Below are 21,202 nucleotides of genomic sequence, written 5' to 3'. Positions count from 1 at the left end.
TGTAAAACATTCAGTTCTGACAGGTGAAATTACTGAACTCAGTCCCGTTTTGCGAAATTTCCCTGTAAACTTCCGGGTATCAGGGAAATCCCGCCCAAAGCGATCCCACCAAAATGCGGCACTGAGACTGTGGCCTGAATCGTGATCCGAGTGTACGATCTGCTCCGTCTCTGATTGAAAGCGCATGCGTCAACTCGCGGGAATTGCGGAACAATTCCGGGTCAAAAAACACAACTGAAATGAGACAGGTATGAGTGGCGGTGCAGTCAGGCGAATTCGAACCAGTCTCAGTTTGCCGCGGAAGCTGCGAACCTATCCGGAACAAAGTTGACGCCACTCGTTGAGAGCGGCGGTGAGTATCAGCTTGAAGGTGTCTCGGCTGGTCAGCGATCTTTCCTGGTTGAAGTGGTTGTAGACGTAGGAATGGATGGAGGCGAATTTCTGCAAACTTCGCATGCGCCTGAAACGCTGCATCGCGCGTTCGCGTCGTCGAAACGGCAGATGCGAATTCTCGACGCGGTTGTTGAGCCGCCGGCCCGTCTGTTGTTTTTCGAGCGCGCCCAATTCTATGAGCGCAGCCTTGTAGGAAGCGAAGCGATCTGTGACGATCTCTTCGGCGCAACCGTGCCGCTTCATCAATTTCTTGAGGAATTTCAATGCCGCCTGCTTGTTTCGACGCTTCGTGACGACGGCCTCAAGCACTTCACCTTCTTGATCGATGGCACGCCAGAGGTAGTGGCGTTGGTGCTGTCAGACGAATTCGAACCAGTCTCTATTAGGCCAGTGACGCTGTCCTTTATCCAGCACCAAGTTCGCGCCACTCGGCAAGAGCGGCGCTTCGTGTCAACTTGAAGGTGTCTCGGCTGGCTAGCGATCTTTCCTGGTTGAAGTGGTTGTAGACGGAGGAGTGGACGGTGGCGAATTTTTGCAAACTTCGCATGCGCCTGAAACGTTGCATCGCGCGTTCGCGTCGTCGAAACGGCAGGTGCGAGTTCTCGACGCGGTTGTTGAGCCACCTTCCCGTCTTATGTGTTTCGAGCGCGCCCAGCTCTCTGAGCGCGGCTCTGTATGAGGCGAAGCGATCCGTGACGACGTTTTCCGCTTTACCGTGTCGCTTCATCAATTTCCTGAGGAATTTCAACGCGGCCTGCTTGTTTCGGCGTTTGGTGACGATTGCTTCCAGCACTTCGCCCTCATGATCGACAGCCCGCCAGAGGTAGTGTCTCTTGCCATTCACCTTCACGAAAACCTCGTCCACGTGCCACTTCCATTTGGAGAATGCGCGCAGCTGCTGAACACGCTTCCGTCTGATCTCAGCAGCAAACATTGGGCCAAACCTGTTCCACCAATACCGGACAGTTTCTTGACTCACGTCGATGCCTCGCTCGTGCAACAGATCTTCGACATTCCGAAGCGAGAGCGGGAAACGGATGTACAGCATCACCGCAAGACGGATGACCTCTGGGCTGGTTTTGAAATACTTGAAGGAGTTAGGTTTGGTCATGGGCAAAAGCTACGCAACCGCCCTGCCCCGCTCAAGCAAAGTTCTTCTGACAAGACCCTCCAAAGAACGGAAGCCCCGCGAAAACAACAGTGGGCATTGTCTTAAGATCCACGCTGAAACGGCTGTTTACAGTCAGACTCCCCAGCTATTTCACGACACGTTTTCCGGATTGGTAGAGTACACGGTCCGGGCATTGTTGCGTCTCGCACAATCAGCTTCCGAAACTTCGCATCGAATTAAGAACTTGAAAAGATGAGCGTTTTCCTCTTCGCAGTCGACGGAGAGTGACATAACACCCCTGCCCCGCTCAACCCAAGTTCTTCTGACAATACCTCCGGAATTTTCGAACGTTTGCTGGCGCAGCCGGAGGCCGGGTCAGCGGAGGCGGTACAGACTTCAGTTGCGGATTTAGTAAACCTCGTCCACGTGCCACTTCCATTTGGAGAACGCGCGCAGTTGCTGAACACGCTTCCGTCTGATCTCAGCAGCAAACATTGGGCCAAACCTGTTCCACCAATACCGGACAGTTTCGTGACTCACGTCGATGCCTCGCTCTTGCAACAGATCTTCGACATTCCGAAGCGAGAACGGGAAACGGATGTACAACATCACCGCAAGGCGGATGATTTCGGGACTGGTTTTAAAGTACTTGAAAGAGGCAGGATTGGTCATAGGCAAAAGCTACGCAACACCCCTACCCCGCTCAAGCAAAGTTCTTCTGACAAGACCCAAGAAAAAGTTCTCCTGACAAGTCTCCACCAAGCGTTCAGTTTGTATAGAGAAATGGACCATAGCCATTTCTATCGAGCATTTCGAATGCCAACCTAAACTGAGTATGAGCGAAGATAAGCATTTTCATTGGGCATATTGCCTTCTACCTAGGAAGAATTTGCATGTTCCAAAGAAACAGCCACACCAAGAGTTTCAGCAAAAAGCGCGATAGCTCGGCGACATGCTGATTGGGTTTTCAAAAGAGCGAATTTTTACTCCCTAATGAACTAAAACTTGCTCTAAGAAGTTTTTTGTGCGCTCGCTCTTGGGGTTGTTGAAGAAGCTCTCCGGGTCGTCTTCCTCGATGATTTCACCAGCATCCATGAAGATAACCCGATCTGCTACTTTCCGTGCGAAACCCATTTCATGAGTAACGCAAATCATAGTCATCCCTTCCTGGGCCAGCGTCACCATAACGTCCAGAACCTCGCCGATCATCTCAGGGTCCAGAGCCGAAGTAGGTTCGTCAAACAGTAGAATGTCGGGCTTCATACAAAGCGCCCGCGCGATGGCCACGCGCTGCTGTTGGCCGCCGGACAGCTGGCCGGGATATTTCGGGGCCTGATTAGCGATCTGGACCTTTTCCAGATACATCATCGCGGTCTTTTCGGCCTCGGCCTGCGAGATTTTGCGGGCCAGCATCGGGGCCAGAGTACAATTATCAAGGATCGTCATGTGAGGGAAAAGGTTAAAGTGCTGAAACACCATACCTACTTCCTGCCGCATCTTGTCTATGTTCGGATCTTCGGCGCTGATCGCGTGGCCATTTATCTCAATCTGACCGGACTGATGTTCCTCAAGTTGGTTGATTGTCCGGATCATTGTCGATTTACCCGATCCGGAAGGTCCGCAGACGACGATTTTCTCGCCCTTCGTCACGGTCAGATTAATGTTCTTGAGGGCGTGGAAAGATCCGTAGTATTTTTCCACTTTGCTTAGTCTGACGGCTGGTGTTTCGGACATGGCAATCCCCCCCTTCAGGTTTTTATTGCGGCTGTGATGATGATCTCGACTTTCAATACATCCCGCGCCAGACGGGCCTCGCCACAGGCTCGGGCGGGCGCATGGCCTTCGGGCACCCAGGCATCCCAGACGGCGTTCATTTCAGCAAAATCCGCCATATCGCGCAGCCAGACGATGGCCTGCAGGATATGTTCGCGGTCCGAGCCCGCCTCTGCCAGCAGGGCATCAACGCGCGACAGGCAGTCCTGCGTTTGTTCGGTGACGTTGTCACCCGCACCAACCTGACCGCACAAATAGGCGACGCCATTGTGCTTGACGATCTTCGACATTCGGCCACCGGTGTGGAGACGTTCTATCATTTCAGCAGCCCCCGGCCCTTCAGCGCATCGGAAATCTCATCCAGAATGGCCGGATCGTCGATTGCGGCCGGCATCTTGAATTCAACACCGTCGGCAATCTTCTGCATCGTCCCGCGCAAAACCTTGCCAGAGCGCGTTTTCGGCAACCGCTTGACCGGAATGGCGGTTTTAAAGGATGCGACTGCCCCGATCTGTTCCCGCATCAGCGCGACCAACTCTTTTTCCAACTCTGCCGAATCCCGTTCGGCTCCATCATTGGTCACATAGAAACCCAACGGCATTTGACCTTTCAGAGCGTCCGCCGCGCCGACTACAGCACATTCCGCGATGTCGGGATGCGCCCCAATCACCTCCTCCATCGCGCCGGTCGACAGGCGGTGCCCGGCCACGTTGATGATGTCATCCGTGCGCGCCATGATGAAGACATACCCGTCCTCATCAATGATCCCCGCATCCGACGTGGCGTAGTAGCCGGGGAATTCGTTCATATACGAGGTCAGGAACCGTTCCGGCGCGTTCCAAAGCGTCGGAAAACCCGAGGGCGGCAGCGGCAGCTTGCACACGATGTTGCCGAGAGTGCCGGGTTTGACCCCATGCCCCTCGTCGTCCAGAACCTGTATGTCGTACCCAGGCATCGGCTTGCCGGGCGAGCCGTATTTGACTGGAAACTGCCCCAATCCCACCGGGTTACCCGACATGGCCCAACCGGTCTCGGTTTGCCACCAATGGTCGATCACCGGACGTTGCAGTTTCTGCTCAGCCCACTGGATCGTCGCTGGATCCGAGCGCTCCCCGGCCAGAAAGAGTGTGCTGAATTTGGACAAGTCATACTGACCGATCAACTGGCCTTTTGGGTCCTCTTTCTTGATCGCCCGGAAGGCCGTCGGGGCGGTAAACAGCGCTGCAACCTCATGATCCTGAATGACTCGCCAGAAGGCGCCTGCGTCGGGCGTGCCCACCGGCTTGCCCTCGTAGACCACGGTGGCGCAGCCATGTAGCAGCGGCCCGTAGCAGATGTAGGAGTGCCCAACGACCCAGCCCACGTCTGATGCTGCCCAGAACACCTCACCGGGTTTGATCCCATAGTGGTGCTGCATCGTCCATTTCAGCGCCACCATGTGCCCGCCATTGTCGCGCACAACGCCTTTAGGCTGGCCGGTCGTGCCGGAAGTGTACAGGATGTACAGCGGATCGGTCGCATCGACCGGCACACATTCCGTGGTTTCCCATGCTGCCTTTGCTGCGCCGACCAGTTCGGCATAGTCCAGGTCGCGACCCGGAGTGAGTTCTGCCAGTTCCATGTCGCGTTGCAGGATCAGACAGTGCGCGGGCTTGGTGGTGGCTTCCTCAATCGCAGCATCCAACAATGGTTTGTAATGCACGATCCGACCCGGCTCGATCCCGCAGGAGGCCGAGATAATCATCTTGGGTGCGGCATCATTGATGCGGGTGGCCAGTTCATGGGGTGCAAAGCCGCCGAATACGACCGAGTGGATCGCTCCCAAACGAGCGCAGGCCAGCATTGCAAACACTGCCTGCGGCACCATCGGCATGTAGATGACAACGCGGTCGCCTTTACCGACGCCATGCGCCCGCATGACCGAGGCCAACGCGCCGACTTCGGCCTGCAATTCAGCAAAGCTGAAGGTCCGAACCGTATCCGTGACCGGGCTGTCATAGACCAGCGCCTTGCGGTCGCCATGCCCGGCCTCGACATGGCGGTCGACACAGTTCCAGCAGGTGTTGCAGGTCGCCCCTGCAAACCAGCGCCCGTAGACGCCTTTATCCGGGTCAAAGACCTTTTCGGCTGGCGTGAACCAATCGATCTGCTCGGCGGCCTTTCCCCAAAACGCCTCGGGGTCGGCCTGCCAGCTTGCATATGCGTCTGTGTAGCTCATGACATCACATAGTTCAGGCCGAGGCGACCGCCATCGACATAGATCGTTTCACCAGTGACATAACTGGCCTTTTTGGAACACAGGAACGCCACCACATCGCCGATCTCGCGCGCGGTGCCTGCGCGGCCCATCGGCGTGCGCGACATCGCCATCTTGAAGGCTTCGGGGTTGGCATTCACACCAGCCATCATCTCGGTATCAATCGAGCCGGGACCAACCGCATTGACACGAATGTTTTTCGGAGCCAGCGCCAGTGCAGCAACCTTGGTCAGCTGCATTACCCCGCCTTTCGAGGCGCAATAGGCCGGGATCGCAGGGATCGCGACCTGCGCGTTGATCGACGACATGTTCACAATCGCACCTTCGATGCCTTTCTCGACCATCGTGTTCGCAACCCGCTGCATCGCCACAAACACGCCACGCAGGTTGATATCCATCACCTGGTCGTAGGCGGCCAGATCATAGTCCAGGAAATTCCCCGGCATCGCGACACCCGCGTTGTTCACCAACGCCGCGACCGGGCCATGCTCGGCCTCAACCGTGTCGAACATCGCGCTGATGGCGTCCACATCGCCCATGTCGCAGACCATTCCTACCCCGCCAACGGTCGCGGCGGCTTCGCGCACGCTGTCCTGAATGTCGACCAGAATGACCTTGTAGCCATCCTCGCTCAGCGCCTCGGCGCAGGCCAGCCCAATGCCCTGCGCGGCCCCGGTTACAACTGCTATAGGAGTGTCAGCCATCTGCGTTTACCCTTCAAATCCGTAATCTCGCTTTGCCTGTTCGGCTGTGATGAACCCGGCGGCCAAGTCGCCTGCCACCGCATCACGATCCCTTTGCTCGGGTGCGCCATAACCACCGCCGCCCGGCAGGCTGAGTCTCAGCCGCTGGCCGTTCTTGACCAGTTGCCGACCCTTCGAGCGCAGCTTTGTCCCATCGGACAGTTCGACTGCCCCTGCACCACCGGCCAGCCCGCCATTCCGCCCGCGCGCTGGGTTGACTACCCGGTCGAACATGGCGTTGAAGTAGAAATCATAACCTTCGCGCGGTTCGATCTCGATGGTCTGACCCAGACCGCCGCGCAAAGCCCCAGCTCCACCTGAGCCGTCGCGCAGGTCCTTGCGCCAGACAGTGATTGGCCCGACATGTTCGGTCGCCTCGACGCTCATGGTTGATACGCCGGAGGGGAAGGCCGTGGCGCTCAGCCCGTCAAAGGCCGGGCGCGCACCGGTGCCGCCCGAGTTGAACATCAGCACCTCGCGGTTTGGCAGGCCGCTTTCGGGGTTCGAGGCCCGCGCAGAAATCTGAATGTTCCACAGAGCGCTCGCACCTTCGGCCGGAACTGTGTCGGGCATCGCCTTGTGCAACGCGCCCAGAACCACATCCGGCACCAAATGGCCCATGACGTGGCGCACCGAAACTGGCGCGGGACGTTTGGCCGCTAAGATGCAGCCCGCTGGCGCGGTGATCTGAAACGGCTCAAGCGAGCCTGTGTTGTTCGGCACCTCGGGTGCAATTACACATTTTAGTGCGTAACAGGCATAGGCGCGGGTATAGACCTCGGGACAGTTCACGCCGAACCGGCTCATCCCCGATGTGCCCGCGAAATCCGCCAGCAGTTGATCGCCATCGACGCTAAGCGTCACCTCCATATGCACCGGGGCGTCATAGCCGTCGACTTGCATCGTCTCGTGATAGGTGCCCGAGGGCACTTTGGCGATCGCCTCCAGCGTCGCCTTACGGCTTGTCTCGATGACGAAATCCGACAGGGATTGCAGGTCGTCAATATCGAACTCATCCATCATCGCCTGAAGGCGGCGGTCACCAGCCTCGTTACAGGCGGCCAGCGAGTACATATCGCCCACAGTCTGATCCGGGGTCCGCACATTGGCGCGGATCATTTCAATCAGCAGAGGTTGAACCTGACCACGTTCGGCGAATTTGGTGATGGGGATCAGTAGACCCTCTTCGAAAACCTCATTGCCGTCCGGGCCAAATCCGCGCCCGCCAATGTCCACCACATGCGCGGTGCATGCGAAATACCCAATATGCGCGCCCTTGCGGAACACCGGAGTGACAACGGTGATGTCATGCAGGTGCCCGGTGCCCAGCCAAGGATCGTTGGTGATGAAGACATCGCCGTCGAACGTGTTCTGTGGCCCGATTTGAGCAGTAAAATGCGTGACGCTTTCTGCCATCGCATTCACGTGGCCTGGAGTTCCGGTCACAGCCTGCGCGATCATCCGGCCCTCGCGGTCGAACAGACCCGCCGACAGGTCGCCCGCCTCGCGGACGGAAGTTGAAAAGGCCGTACGGATAAGTGTTGTGGCCTGTTCCTCCACAACCGCTATCAGGCGGCTCCACATGATCTGATGATCGATATCTGACGCACCCATGGCTTAAGCCTCCTTCGCCAGCAACAGCAAACTTCCATCGCCCTGCCCAACCGCGCGATAGCCCGAGGTAACGACGGTCGACGTTTCGGATTCGACGATGATCGCAGGGCCTTCGACCGCCTTGCCCGGCGCCATGCTGGGCCGATCAACCTCGCGTGCTTCAACCGATTTGCGCAGGGCGGCATCGAAGAACTCGCGCGTCCGCGCGACATCCGCGTCCGACCCACTGTTGTGGCTGATAACAGGTTCGGCATCCGGCAAAACCGTGGAGACTGTCAAAAGCCAATTGGTGATCTCAACTGCCAACCCGTCGATGATCCGACCAAAGAGCGTACGGTAGGCGTCTTCGAACGCCTTAAGGATCAGCGAAACATCACTGTCTTCAAATTGCTTGTGCGGCAGCACCACGGGAATTTCCCATCCCTGACCAAAATAGCGCATTTGAGCGGTCAGACGGATTTCGGTCTCTGCACCCTTGGCACCTTCGTCGACGAAGGCGCGCGCCTCAGCTTCCATCTCGATCAACGCAGCGTTCACCGCGCCAGCGTCGAAATCGTCCAGTCGCTGGAACAGCCCGCGTGTCGCCTCAAAGCTAAACGGCGCTTTCAGGAACCCGATGGCCGAGCCTACACCCGCACCCGGAGGGATGATCAGCGCCTTGATCCCAAGCTTTTCGCATTGGCGACAGGCGTGCAGCGGCGCACCGCCACCAAAGGCGATCATGGTAAAATGCTCGATGTCGCGCCCGTTCTCGACCGTATGAACTCGCGCTGCGTTGGCCATATTCTCATCCACCAGTTCAGTGATCCCAAAGGCGGCATCTCCGGCGGAGAGGTTAAGTTTGGTGGCGGCTTTTTCGGATTCCGCCGTGTGCAAAGGGATAGCACCCCCGGCAAAATTGTCCGGATCCAGACGGCCCAGAAGCAGGTTCGCGTCCGTCACTGTCGGCTCGGTCCCGCCACGCCCATAACAGGCTGGTCCAGGTTCCGACGCCGCTGAGCGGGGCCCAACCTGCAAACGGCCCATGCTATCGACCGAGGCAATCGAACCGCCGCCCGCCCCGATTTCGACCATCTCGACAACGGGTGTCGACACGGTCATGCCCGAGCCTTTTTTGAACCGGTAGGTCCGCGCAACTTCGAAGGTATTGGCTGTCTTGGGCGCGCCGTCTTCGATCAGGCAAATCTTGGCGGTGGTTCCGCCCATGTCAAAGCTGAGTACTTTGTCCAGACCATGTGCCCGCGCAAAATCAGCTGCGAAGATCGCCCCACCAGCCGGGCCGGATTCCAGCAAGCGCACAGGCTGTTCCGCAGCGGTTTCGACCGAGATCAGACCGCCGCCAGAATGCAGCATAAACACAGGCGCCGTCACTCCGGTGTCGCGCAAGCGCGCCACCAGACGGCCCAAGTAGTCGGCGACCTGCGGTTGCACATAGGCATTGGCGATTACCGTGTTGAAACGTGGCAGTTCCCGCATCTGCGGCGAGATCACCGAAGACAACGAAATCGACAGGTCTGGCATCGCCTTGCGCAGCGCCTCGCCCATGGCCACCTCGTGCGCGTCATTGGCATAGGCATGGATCAGGCCGATGGCGACCGCTTCGAACCCACCTGCCTTGATCCTATCGACCATCGCGTTGACCTCGGACAGGTCCAACGCCAGCAGCACCTCTCCGTCCGGCCCCATGCGTTCGTTCAGCGTAAAGCGGTCCTGACGCGGCACCAGAGGTTTCGGCAGGTTGAGGTTCAGGTCATATTGCTCAAACCGGTTTTCCGAGCGCATCTCGACCACGTCTCGGAACCCTTCGGTGGTGATAAATGCAGTTATTGCACCGCGCCGTTCGATCAGCGAATTGGTCACTAGAGTGGTGCCGTGGATAACCTGACCGATGTCACCCAATGCGACACCCGCCTGATCCGCAGCCTTGACGATCCCGTCCAGAATGGCCTGTTCGGGCTGAATGTAGTTGGTCAGAACTTTGCAGGTGGACAAACCGCTAGGATGTTGCAGCGCTACATCCGTAAAGGTTCCACCAATGTCAACGCCGACGCGTATTTTTGAATTGCTCATGGGTCTCTAAAGGCTCTTGAGGACTTGGTTGGCCGTGAAAGCCGTTTGGTAAAGGCGGGACATGATCGGGGCCGATGGCACGGTCGACAATTCGGTCATGGGAAGTGGAAGGTCCTTGGGGTCCATGCCCGAAATCAGTTTGGCCATGCATTCGCCAAATATCGTCCCGGTGGTGATGCCACGCCCGTTGTAACCGATCGGAGTAAGTAGATTGGGCGCCAACTGATAGATACGAGGCAGGTGATCCGGGGTCATGGCTATTTTCCCATGCCACGCTTCCTCGAACTCTACGGGGCCGAGTTCTGGATAGAGGCGCGAAAGCTGTTTCTTGGCCCAACGGTGCGACAATCCTCGACCGACTGACCCGACGACCGCACCCATGGAGCCGATCACAAGGCGGTCATGTGCATCGCGCCGTATGCTGAACATAATCTGACCTGTGTCCCAGATACCCTGACGACCAGGTAAGATGTGCGACATATCCGCGGCCAGAGGCTTCGTGGCCAGCTGAAAATAGCGGATCATAGTGAACACGCGATTCAAGCCCGGCCAAAGCGTATCGCTGTAGGCATTGGTACCCAGCACAACGTACTTGGCCTTGACCGCTCCTCTATCGGTTTCGACAACCCATTTTCCACCGTCTCGCCGAAGGTTGGTTGCGCGCACACCCGTGCTGATTTCGGCGCCGGCGCCCTTTGCGGCACGCGCAAGACCCCGGCAGTAACCCATCGGGTTTATGGTGCCTGCTCGGTGGTCCAACAGGCCACCAAAAAACACGCGAGTCCCTGTTTTCGCCACCATTTCTTTTTCGGATAGCAAATCGACTGGTTCGCCCAGACGTGCCCATTCCGCATGGCGCGCCTTCAAATCTTCGAAGCCAGACGGTGCATGCGCTGCGTGAATGGTTCCAGTTTTGGTAACCTCGCAGCGGATCTGGTGCTTTTCGACCAGATCAAAGACTTGCGCGGGTCCCTCTCCAAACCGCTTTACAAAGCGAGGCCCGTAAGTGTCACCCAGCTTTTTCCGGACCGCAGCTGGCGGGTGCCAAACCCCTGCATTGACCAGACCCACATTGCGCCCTGAGCCACCAAACCCGATATGCTTGGCTTCAAGCACGTGGGCACCCAATCCCCGCTCTGCACAATAAAGCGCGGTCGACAAACCGGTGAACCCACCACCAACAATGGCGACGTCCGTTTCCGCGTCGCCTGTCAATGGGTTCCGAATGTCCGGCTCTTCAGCTGACATATGCCAAAGAGAGATCGGGCTGTCTGTATTCATGCGCGGGCACCCTCTTTATTGAACTGAAGAAAACGCCAGACAAACTGACGATTCCTGTTAACTCAAGTTGCAACGATCTTCTCAATGTGTCAATATACGAAAAATGTGTTTTATATAGCGGAACAAATGATCATGGCAAAGCTCAAAATAACTGCCGCCCAAATGGTGCAGGACTCTCGGGACCGTATTGAGGAAATCGAAACAGCGGACCTGATTGAAATGCTCAGCGATCCCAATGTTATTGTTGTAGACATCCGTGATGTACGCGAGCGTCAACGTAACGGCTTCATTCCAGGAAGTTTCCACGCCCCGCGCGGGATGATCGAATTTTGGGTCGACCCCGACAGCCCATATCACAAGGACATTTTTGCGCAGGAGGGCAAGAAATACGTCTTCCATTGCGCTTCAGGCTGGCGCTCGGCTCTTACCGTAGCCACGTTGCAAGACATGGGTTTTGAAGCCGCACATCTGAAGGACGGCTTCGGGTCTTGGGAGAAATCCGGCGGACCCGTCGAGAAAAAGGATTGAGTTTAAATCGGAAGCTGCGCCTCAGAGTTGGCGCAGTTTCTGGGTTACGCCTTCCGCAGCGTGGTGTACCAACATTCCCAACCGTTCTTCGCCACCGTCGCTCATGTTGATATCGGGCAGCGAGATTCCAAGCGCTGCGATTGCCTCACCGTCGGGCAGCAGTATAGGCGCTCCAAAGCTCAGAATGCGATCTCGGAATTCTCCGCGATCATAGGCAAACCCCCGCTTGAGCGTTTCCTCTACATCTGCGGTGACTTCCTCCAGCGTCGTCAGGGTTTTATCGGTGTATCTGGCCAGTTGACCATCCAGCTTGTCGCGTAGCTGATCGAAATTGCTCGACAGGATAGCCTTGCCTGTACCAACACAATGAATGGGTGCGCTGCCGCCAACCGGGTTCCAAGACCGGATTGGCTTCAGGCTTTCAACCTTGTCAATGTAGATGACGCTCAAACCCTCTGGCACCGCGAGGTAAATCGCTTCGCCCGTCTCCTGGCTAAGATATGCCATCTCGGGCGCGGCGACCGCCCGCAAGTTCAAGTTTTCAACCGAACTGCGCCCAACCTGCCAGGTTTTAAGGGTTGCAGCATAGGTTTTGTCGTCCAGATGCTTGACATACCCAAGCGTGATTAACGTCTGCAAAAGGCGGAACGTGTTTGATTTCGTCAATTCCAGTTCCCGAGACAACTCGGTGACACCTTTGCTGCCCTGATGAGCTGCGAGATTCTCCAGAATGGCCAGCCCCTTAGACAGGGTGGAATCCACTTTTGGGGCTTTTGGTGTTTCGTTCACTGCTCGTCCTTTCCTCGCAACTTGTTCTGTATAGCAGAACGCGAAACAGCTTCAAATGCAGGCTGGTCATGAACCGTCAGCTCGGGCACCTCACCGTCAAAGAGGCGTAGGTCCAACATTGCCGAATGCGACGCAGGGCTCTGCGTCAGGCTCGATGTGCGCATGTCATGGGTCAAGGCGTTTGGATTGCCGTGCCGGTCCCGCTGCTGCGGGGCTTTGTAGTCCGGGTCGTACCAGGCACCCGTCCACAGAAAGACGCAGCCTTTCAGGATATCCGGCGTGACGCGCGCTCCGGCCAGACACCGCCCGCGATCATTGAACAGCTCAACGACATCACCATCATCGATCCCTCGGTCCGCCGCGTCTTCCGGATGGACTAGAACCGGTTCCCGCCCATGCACCTTCAGGCTGAGACTATAATCCCCATTATCCAGTTGCGAATGCAGTCGGGTGCCCGGCTGGCCCGAAAGAAGATACAGCGGTTGCGTGCCCGCAGCAGTATCGCGTGGCTCGAACCAGGTCGGATGCCCGCGACAATCGTCCAACTGAAAACTTGCAATTCTGTCAGAGAATATCTCAATTCGGCCACTAGGTGTTGGCAGCGGGTTGGCATCCGGATCCTGCCGAAACTCCGCCAAGAATACCTGCGTTGGGGACGGGTCGCGTAGTTCTACGACATCACCAGTGATAAAAGCTTCCCAATTCGGCAGACGCTCGCCACTTGCCAAAGCAGCCTCTTGTGTCTGACCCCATATGCGGCGTAACCAGCCCTCTTGATCCAGCCCGTCAGTGAACAAATCCGCGTTGCCCATTCGCCTGGAGAGTTCAGCGTACAGCTCAAACTCGATCCGTGCCTCCTCGCGCGGCTCAGCGCTGGCAGGCATAGGCACCAATGCGTTGTCTGATTTGCCCCCACCGAAATCCGTGCGCTCTTGCGGCGCGGCCACCGGTAGAACGATATCGGCGTGCCGCGCCGTCGCGGTCCAGTTCAGTTCGTTTACGATCACTGCTTCAGGGGTTTGAAACGCATTGTGAAGGCGCCGCAGATCCTGATGGTGGTGAAAAGGATTTCCTCCGGCCCACCAGACCATCCGAATGTCAGGAAACACACGGCTTTCACCGTTGTACTGATATTTGCCACCCGGGTTCAGAAGCATGTCTGAAATCATCGCCACCGGAATGACATCAGAAATCGGATTCTTACCCTGTGGCAAGGCACCCCAGCGAAACGGTCGTTCGATATTACCGATATTGGCGTTCACGCCATAGCCGACGGTATATCCGCCACCGGGTAGTCCGATTTGTCCGAGCATCGCTGCCAGAGTGACCGTCATCCACAACGGCTGTTCACCGTAGTCCGCCCGCTGAAGCGCTGCAGCGCAAGTTATCATTGTTCGCCCGGCGGCCATTTCCCGCGCCAAGGTTGCAATGCGTTTGGCAGAAACGCCCGAGATCGACGCCGCCCAATCTACTGATTTGACGATCCCGTCGTCATCGCCGCACAGGTAAGCCGCAAATTTGTCAAACCCGACAGTGTAGCGATCAAGGAACTCACGGTCATGTAAGCCTTCGGTCAGCAACGTATGCGCCAGCCCCATCATCACAGTAGTATCCGTGCCGGGTTTGGGCGGCAGCCACTCTGCGTTGATCTCGTCTGCGGCGTCCGTTCTCAACGGGCTGAAATTCACGAACTTCACACCCGCTTCGGCACAGGCCTTCAGGTTGTCCATCATCCGGTGCCGCGCCACACCGCCGTCACTGACCTGCGTGTTTCGCGTAGCCATGCCGCCGAACATCACCACAAGATCTGTGTGTTTCGCGACCACCTGCCAACGGGTCGCCTGCGCGACATGTGTTCTGAACGGCCCGACAATATGCGGCATCAGCACCAAAGCGGCATTGTAGCTGTAGTTGCCCTCCGAGCGCACAAACCCGCCCTGCCCGTTCAAGAAACGCTTGAGCTGGCTCTGGGCATGATGAAAGCGGCCCGCGCTGGACCAACCATAGGAGCCGCCGAAGATCGCCTCGTTGCCGTGGGTCTTGCGCACACGGGTCAGCTCGGCGGCGATCAGGTCCAGCGCATCATCCCAGCTGACTTCGACAAAACTGTCGCGCCCGCGAACGCCTTCCCCGGTCAGCCAGCCGCGCCGCACAGCCGGGCGCAGCACACGGGCGCGGCCATTCAGGCTTGAAGCAACATTGAGATTGATGTCTGAGGGATTCGGGTCGTCAGGATGCGGGTGAACCGCGACCAGTTTGCCGCCTTTTGTTTCTGAAATACCAGCACCCCAATGGTTTCCGGTCAGGGTCCGGGTCGTCTCTGCGGTCACGTCTTTGTTCCGGTATGAAAAACTGTCTTTCCAAATATTGACACAAATTTGGCGACCTGTCATCATGCTGAACAGCATTAGAGGGCACAAAAGTGCAAGACATCCCATTTAATCTAGCAGACTGCCTTGTGCAGGATGGGCGTCCTGATCGTGTTGAGGGTCGGCATGTGAATATGCCGATCGAGCTCGGCTCGACAATGGTTTTTGACAGCTTTGCTGAATTCGACGCCGCGCGCGACGCGCGCTATGAAAGCGGTACACTCTATTATGGGCGCTATGGCAATGCCGCGACCTATAAGCTTGAGCAGATGCTGGCAAAGCTTGAAGGCGCCGAGGCGATCACGCTGACATCCTCAGGCGTGGCCGCCATCACAACGACCCTAATGGCGCTGACCCGCCCAGGCTGCCACGTTCTGGTCGCTGACAACGTCTATGGCAACACGCGTGGGTTTTGCGACGGGCTGCTGACCCAGCAAGGGGTCGAGGTCGAGTATTTCGACCCGATGATGGGCGGCACGATCAGCGATCTGATCCGCTCGGGAACCGCTGCTATTATGTTTGAAAGCCCCGGCTCCGGTACTTTCGAGATGCCCGATATCCGGGCCATCGCAGCAGCGGCAAAATCCGCGAATGTGCCCACGATCCTCGACAACACATGGGGGACGCCCGTCTTCAGCCAACCATTGTCATGGGGCGTCGATATCGTTGTCTACTCGGGTAGCAAATACATCTCGGGCCACTCGGACTGTATGCTGGGGATCACCGCCGGCAACGCCGCTTATGCCAAGATTATTCGCAAGGCAGTCATGCAGGTCGGGGATAAAACCGGCGGCCAGGAAATCCTGCTTGCCCTGCGCGGACTCAGAACGCTGAAGCTGCGGATGGAGTATTTCGATAAAGCCGGTCGCGAAATGGCACAGTGGTTTGCGGGCCAGCCGCGGGTGAAAACCGTTCTGCACCCAGCGCTGCCCTCTTGCCCCGGTCATGAAAACTGGACGCGAGATTTTACTGGCGCCGCGGGGCTGTTTGGCGTCGTCTTCCACACCACGAGCGAAAGCGCCGTGCATCGCTTTGTCGACGCGCTGCACCATTTCGGAATAGGGGTCAGTTGGGGCGGATATGAAAGCCTCGCCCTGCCGGTCACGCCTTTGCGCACAGCGACCGAGTGGTCGGAAACCGGCCAGCTTGTCCGTTTCAATATCGGATTGGAGGACCTTGACAATCTGAAAGCAGACGTCGTCAACGCCCTCCCCCTGCTTGATCAGTAAGGATTTGAGAATGCTCAACAAGATCGACCATTTTGCCATCGGCGCAGACACTCTGGCCGAAGGCGTTGCGGCCATGAAGGACGCGCTGGGTGTCGAAGTGCCTCAAGGCTCAAAACACGATGCGATGAGCACGCATAACTGCGTCATGCAGGCGGGGAACGAGAGCTTCTTTGAACTGATCGCAATCGACCCCGATGCCCCGGATCCGGGCCGGGTGCGCTGGTTCACTCTGGATGATCCCGCCACGCAAGACCGGCTGAATGCGCGCCCACGGGCGCTGTGCTGGGTGGTGAACACCGATGATCTGGATGCTGTTATCGCCGCCAGCCCGGTTGATCTGGGTGAAGTTGTCCATTTCCAGCGCGGTGACCGGACCTGGCGTCTGACCGTGCCAAAAGACGGACATCTGCCGGAGAACGGCCTGCTTCCGGCATTCATCGAATGGTCCCCCGGTCCGCACCCGTCAACGGGTCAGCAGAACCTGGGCGTGACGCTTGCAAAGGTGCAGGTACAGACGCCGGATGCCGCGCGTTTGAAGGACATTTTTGAAACACTTCAAATCTCGCATTTGGCCGAGATTTCCGAAGGCCCCACCGCGCTTTCCTTTGTTCTGCAAAGCCCAAACGGAACGGTAACGCTCGACTAAACAAGAGGTGCTCTATGACGATCCCATCGGTCAATCTGTCGCAAAAACCGGAAGTTACCGGTTTCTTTGATCCGGGGTCCAACACGATCACCTATGTCGTGCGCGACCCTGACTCGACGGCCTGTGCCATTGTCGATCCGGTGATGGAGTTTGACCTTGCGGCCGGTCGCCTAACCTTTGAAAGCGCCGATCAGGTCATTGCTTACATTCGCGAGAACGATCTGACCCTTGAATGGATCATCGAAACACACGTCCATGCCGACCACCTGTCAGCCGCGCCTTACCTGCAGCAGGGGTTGGGCGGCGAGATCGGCATAGGCGAGCATGTACAGACCGTTCAGGACACGTTTGGCAAGATCTTCAACGAAGGGACAGAGTTTAAGCGCGACGGCTCGCAATTTGATGCGCTTTTTGCGGATGGCGGGGCGTATCAGCTGGGCGGTATGTCCTGCTTTGCGCTGCACACACCGGGTCACACACCGGCCTGCATGGTCCATGTAATCGGTAACGCCGTTTTTGTCGGAGACACATTATTCATGCCGGACGGAGGGTCAGCGCGCGCCGATTTCCCCGGCGGCGATGCCGGGCAGCTTTACGACTCGATCCAGCGGGTTCTTTCGCTGCCCGACGAGATGCGGCTTTTCATCTGCCATGATTACGGCCCCGGAGGGCGCGCGATTGCGTGGGAAACCACCATTGGCGAGCAGAAGGCCAAGAACATCCATGTTGGCGGCGGCAAATCGCGGGAAGAATTCATCAAGTTCCGCACGGAACGCGACGCGCAGCTGGCCGTTCCAAAACTCATCCTGCCCTCGCTTCAGGTGAACATGCGGGCCGGTGAGGTGCCCGAGGACAAAGATGGGAACATGATGCTCAAGACACCTATCAATAAATTATAAGCAACTGAACATGCAAAGAACAAACCGCCCATCTGTTTCAAGATGGGCGGTTTTGCAGACGCGGTGAAGGAAGACGGGGAGATTACCGCTCTGCAACTTTCATGCGCCGCTTGAGGTATTCTCCGTATTGGCCAAGGCCGAACAGGAACACCCAGTAGATCGCGGCGACAAAGGCCAATACCTCGATATAATAAGGCGCCCATTCGCCCGTTCCGAAGGCCGCATTGGCCGAGGCGAGCACATCAAAGAACCCGATGATGATCACGATCGCAGTTTCCTTGAAGGTCACAACAACGTTGTTGACCGTTGCCGGCAGCGCGTGACGGAACACCTGCGGCAGAACAATGCGCCCCAAAATCTGCCAATATGTCAGACCCAGCGCCTTGCCCGCTTCGAACTGACCCTTGGGGATGGCCTGAAACCCACCGCGTAACACTTCCGCCTGATAGCAGGCGAAGAACAGGCCAAACGCAATAATCACGCGCCAGATTTTATCCCCTTCCAGCCAACTTGGCAGCAGGATCGGGATGACTACCGCGGCTGTGAAAAGTGTCGTCAGCAGCGGCAGAGAGCGGATAATGTCGATCACCAACGAGGCAAAGCCGCGCACAACGGGCATCTCGGACCTGCGCATCAGCGCAAGGCCCAGCCCCATTGGCATCCCGATCAGAACAACACTTGAGAACAGAAACAGCGTCAGCGCCAGACCGCCCCATTGATCCGTGGTGACCTGCGGCAAGCCCAGCAGACTGCCCTCCATCAGCAGGTAGTAGATGGCGAAACCCACTATCCAAATGGTCGACAGGCGCTTGGCCGTCCAGGTCCAGGGAAAGCACGAGATAATAACCGTGCCAACAATCGACAAACAAGCTAACGCTGAACGCCAGTGTTCATCATACGGATAAAGACCAAACAGGATCAGCCGATGCCGGGCGTCGATAACCGACCAGCACGCACCGCCATGGCCGCATTCTTCGACATTGTCTGCGCTCCACACCGCGTGGAAGACCCCCCAGCTGAGCGCTTGCCAGACCAACCAAGCGAGGCCCGCAAATACAACAACTGTTATGACCGAATCCGTCGGCGTGGCGAACGAACGGCGGCGGATTTTCTCCCAGTCGAAATTATTGGTAACTACCGCGTCAGCCATATCAATGCGCCTTCAGTTTGAGGCTTTCGTTCAGCCAGTTGATGAACTGAGCAATCGAGAAATTGACCAGCAGGAACGCGCCCATGAGGATAGCAATCAGTTCCAGTGTCTGCCCGGACTGCGTGATTGAGGTAGAGACGATGTAGAACAGGTCAGAGAACCCGATGGCGACACCGATGGTTGTGGCTTTCATGATGAAAATCCACTGGTTTCCAAGCGGCGGTATAATCGTCCGCAGCGCCATGGGCATCTTGATCCGCGCCCAGATCGCACGCTGGGTTAGCCCCAGCGCCTCACCGGCCTCAATTAGCCCCTTGGGCACTTCGGCAAGGCCACCACGTACAACCTCAGCGATATAGGCAGAGCCATATAGCGTAATGGCGATGATCATCACCAGTAGTTCGGGTGAAATCGTCAAACCGCCCTCAAACCGCAGGCCCTTGAGCGCGGGCCAGGAGATTGCCCCCTCACCCGCCGGAACTGTCAGGCCGGTTGCGATAAGAACCATGAAAAAGCCAAGACCGATCAGCGCCAGCGCAATTTTGGCAAGGCTGATCTTCATCCTCGACAGAAAAAATGCCGCCGCGATCAGGACCAATACCATGACAAGAACGACGGTCAGAGACACGTTCAGCAGCGGGATCATCAATCCGCGGTTTGACAGGAAAATCGCTTCGCCCAGATTCATCGCCTGCCTTGGTCCCGGCAGGTGGATCACAACGGCGTACCAAAAGATGCCCTGCAGGATCAGCGGAATGTTCCGGAAGGTTTGGATATAGACTGTCGCAGCGGTTTTCAGCGCCGGGTTCCGCGCGTCGCGAAACGTCCCGATGAGAAACCCAAAGACAGTGGAAAGCACAATCGTCAGAAAGCCTAAGAAAACAGTGTTCAGGAACCCGATCGTCAGGGTCCGAGCATAGCTGTCATTGATATCCCGGTCTATCAGCGAAAACGAATAGGACCAACCGGTAGACCGCTCGAGGAACCCAAAACCACTTGCCAGCCCCAAAGCATTCAGATTGATCTTGGCACTTTGGATGGCGCTGATGACGACCAGCGCAGAAAACACGATCAGTGCGCTTTGGATGATCAATTTGCGCCTGTTGGCGCGCGCCTTCAGTTCGGATGCGTCCATGGCTTTTAATCTTCTGATTTTGGGGGGGGAATGCGGGGCCGCAATACCACGCGGCCCCGTGTCTAAGTTACCTCTTAGTCAAGCTGTGGAGCATACAGAACACCGCCGTGGCTCCAGAGATTGTTCAGACCGCGTTCCAGCCTATACGGGCTGTTGTCACCAAGGTTTCGGTGGTAAATCTCACCATAGTTACCGACGGCTGCGATCATCTCTTTCGCCCATGTGTCACGGATGCCTAGACGCTCACCCATGCCCGGCTCCGCACCCAGCAGACGCGCAATTTTGGGGTTCGGCGGGTTTAATGCCATTTCTTCGACATTCTCCGATGTAATGCCTTCTTCTTCGGCAATCAGCAGAGCGGCCAGCATCCAGTTGGTAAAGTCGACAAAGTCCTCGTCGCCCTGACGCATCGCGGCTGAGATCGGTTCATTCGAAAGTTGATCGTTTAAGATCACGTGCGCATCTGGATTTTCAATCTCGGTGGCGCGCAGAACGGCCAGGAACGGGCCCCAGGCGACGAAGCTATCGCATCTGTTGGCCAGATAAGCCGCGCGTAGTTCCGATGCTTTTTCGTAGCTCACCATCGTGTGCTCTACTCCAAGGCTCTCAAGGTAGTTAGCAGCGATGCGCTCAATAGTCGTACCCGCCTCAACACAAATCGTACCGCCTTCCAAGTCTTTGGCTTCGGTGATGCCCAAATTTCCATGCGCCATGAATTGCGCACCGCCAAAGAAGTATGGGATCGAGAATTGCAGCCCAAGTTCAGTGTCGCGCCCCATAGTCCAGCCGGTTGCCTTTATAATGATATCAACATCACCCGATTGCAGCGCAGGGAAACGCTGAGCCCAACTCAAAGGAACAATCTGCGCCTTGCCAGGATCACCCAGCAGCGCGGTGGTCATCGCTCGGCAAAGGTCAATGTCCAAGCCTTTCCACTCATTTTTGTCATTCACTTCGACAAAACCAAAATATGAGCCGTTGTGACCTGAGCAAAGCATTTTGCCACGCTCCTGGATTGCTTTGATGGTCGGGCTTTCCGCAAGTGCCAAACTTGGGAAAGCGAACCCCGCGGCAACAGCTAAACTTGCCACTACACCTTTGACATGCATTTTTCTTCACTCCACTGTTGTTCTGTATTTCAGCACATACGTATTGATATAGAGAATGTACAACTTGTCGCAACGAGTCAACAGTCTCGACTGTGGAACCCTCCAT

Annotated in this window: 17 protein-coding genes and 2 pseudogenes; 4 read left to right on the top strand and 15 right to left on the bottom strand. The window is 57.0% G+C overall.

The window, feature by feature from the left end; genetic code table 11:
• Positions 1-312: 312 nt before the first annotated feature.
• The 10 genes and pseudogenes from ACR0NE_RS13445 to ACR0NE_RS13400 all read right to left on the bottom strand — a co-directional run.
• Positions 313-744: pseudogene (locus tag ACR0NE_RS13445) on the bottom strand (IS6 family transposase); the annotation flags it as partial.
• A 52-nt stretch (positions 745-796) separates the two neighbouring features.
• Positions 797-1,504: an IS6 family transposase gene (locus ACR0NE_RS13440; RefSeq protein ID WP_170597111.1), complete on the bottom strand. Its 708-nt coding sequence runs from the start codon at positions 1,502-1,504 to the stop codon at positions 797-799.
• A gap of 411 nt (positions 1,505-1,915) precedes the next feature.
• Positions 1,916-2,176, bottom strand: a pseudogene (locus tag ACR0NE_RS13435) (IS6 family transposase); the annotation flags it as partial.
• A gap of 318 nt (positions 2,177-2,494) precedes the next feature.
• Complete coding sequence (locus ACR0NE_RS13430) at positions 2,495-3,238, bottom strand: amino acid ABC transporter ATP-binding protein (RefSeq protein ID WP_170597110.1); 744 nt, start codon at positions 3,236-3,238, stop codon at positions 2,495-2,497.
• Between the two features lie 14 nt (positions 3,239-3,252).
• Complete coding sequence (locus ACR0NE_RS13425) at positions 3,253-3,597, bottom strand: RidA family protein (RefSeq protein ID WP_170597109.1); 345 nt, start codon at positions 3,595-3,597, stop codon at positions 3,253-3,255.
• A complete protein-coding gene (locus ACR0NE_RS13420; protein ID WP_170597108.1) occupies positions 3,594-5,495 on the bottom strand; it encodes a propionyl-CoA synthetase in 1,902 nt (633 codons plus the stop codon). The genes ACR0NE_RS13425 and ACR0NE_RS13420 overlap by 4 nt, the downstream gene beginning before the upstream one ends.
• A complete protein-coding gene (locus ACR0NE_RS13415) occupies positions 5,492-6,238 on the bottom strand; it encodes an SDR family oxidoreductase (protein ID WP_170597107.1) in 747 nt (248 codons plus the stop codon). Before ACR0NE_RS13415 ends, ACR0NE_RS13420 begins: the two co-directional genes overlap by 4 nt.
• 6 nt (positions 6,239-6,244) lie before the next feature.
• Entirely contained in the window at positions 6,245-7,891 is a 1,647-nt protein-coding gene (locus ACR0NE_RS13410) for a hydantoinase B/oxoprolinase family protein (protein WP_170597106.1), read from the bottom strand.
• A gap of 3 nt (positions 7,892-7,894) precedes the next feature.
• The gene (locus ACR0NE_RS13405) at positions 7,895-9,961 is read right to left on the bottom strand and encodes a hydantoinase/oxoprolinase family protein (protein WP_170597105.1); all 2,067 of its coding nucleotides are present in this window, start codon (positions 9,959-9,961) and stop codon (positions 7,895-7,897) included.
• 6 nt (positions 9,962-9,967) lie between these two features.
• Positions 9,968-11,242, bottom strand: coding sequence for an NAD(P)/FAD-dependent oxidoreductase (locus ACR0NE_RS13400; RefSeq protein ID WP_170597104.1), 1,275 nt, complete (start codon positions 11,240-11,242; stop codon positions 9,968-9,970).
• A gap of 132 nt (positions 11,243-11,374) precedes the next feature.
• On the opposite strand from ACR0NE_RS13400, the gene ACR0NE_RS13395 reads away from it, so the two are divergent.
• The gene (locus ACR0NE_RS13395; protein WP_170597103.1) at positions 11,375-11,770 is read left to right on the top strand and encodes a rhodanese-like domain-containing protein; all 396 of its coding nucleotides are present in this window, start codon (positions 11,375-11,377) and stop codon (positions 11,768-11,770) included.
• Between the two features lie 21 nt (positions 11,771-11,791).
• Here ACR0NE_RS13395 and ACR0NE_RS13390 read toward each other — a convergent pair whose 3' ends face one another.
• Positions 11,792-12,559 (bottom strand): IclR family transcriptional regulator, encoded by a 768-nt coding sequence (locus ACR0NE_RS13390; RefSeq protein ID WP_170597102.1) that lies wholly within the window; start codon positions 12,557-12,559, stop codon positions 11,792-11,794.
• The gene (locus tag ACR0NE_RS13385) at positions 12,556-14,889 is read right to left on the bottom strand and encodes a molybdopterin-dependent oxidoreductase (RefSeq protein WP_480459713.1); all 2,334 of its coding nucleotides are present in this window, start codon (positions 14,887-14,889) and stop codon (positions 12,556-12,558) included. The genes ACR0NE_RS13390 and ACR0NE_RS13385 overlap by 4 nt, the downstream gene beginning before the upstream one ends.
• Positions 14,890-14,981: 92 nt before the next feature.
• Here ACR0NE_RS13385 and metC point away from each other — a divergent pair, with 92 nt between their 5' ends.
• The 3 genes from metC to ACR0NE_RS13370 are packed head-to-tail and all read left to right on the top strand — an operon-like array spanning position 14,982 to position 17,702.
• Positions 14,982-16,157: a cystathionine beta-lyase gene (metC, locus tag ACR0NE_RS13380; protein WP_170597100.1), complete on the top strand. Its 1,176-nt coding sequence runs from the start codon at positions 14,982-14,984 to the stop codon at positions 16,155-16,157.
• Positions 16,158-16,167: 10 nt separating this feature from the next.
• A complete protein-coding gene (locus ACR0NE_RS13375; protein ID WP_170597099.1) occupies positions 16,168-16,803 on the top strand; it encodes a VOC family protein in 636 nt (211 codons plus the stop codon).
• A 14-nt stretch (positions 16,804-16,817) separates the two neighbouring features.
• Entirely contained in the window at positions 16,818-17,702 is an 885-nt protein-coding gene (locus ACR0NE_RS13370; protein WP_170597098.1) for an MBL fold metallo-hydrolase, read from the top strand.
• Positions 17,703-17,784: 82 nt separating this feature from the next.
• Here ACR0NE_RS13370 and ACR0NE_RS13365 read toward each other — a convergent pair whose 3' ends face one another.
• From ACR0NE_RS13365 to ACR0NE_RS13355, 3 genes are all read right to left on the bottom strand, one after another.
• A complete protein-coding gene (locus ACR0NE_RS13365; protein ID WP_170597097.1) occupies positions 17,785-18,852 on the bottom strand; it encodes an amino acid ABC transporter permease in 1,068 nt (355 codons plus the stop codon).
• A gap of 1 nt (position 18,853) precedes the next feature.
• Positions 18,854-19,987 carry an ABC transporter permease subunit gene (locus tag ACR0NE_RS13360; RefSeq protein ID WP_170597096.1) on the bottom strand — a complete coding sequence of 378 codons (1,134 nt, stop codon included), beginning with the start codon at positions 19,985-19,987 and terminating at the stop codon, positions 18,854-18,856.
• Between the two features lie 74 nt (positions 19,988-20,061).
• Complete coding sequence (locus ACR0NE_RS13355; protein WP_480459719.1) at positions 20,062-20,985, bottom strand: transporter substrate-binding domain-containing protein; 924 nt, start codon at positions 20,983-20,985, stop codon at positions 20,062-20,064.
• Positions 20,986-21,202: the final 217 nt, after the last annotated feature.

The sequence above is a fragment of the Ruegeria sp. C9 genome, from assembly GCF_056537585.1.
Note: the sequence above shows the minus strand (reverse complement) of the source record. Positions and strands in the feature narration are given on the sequence as shown.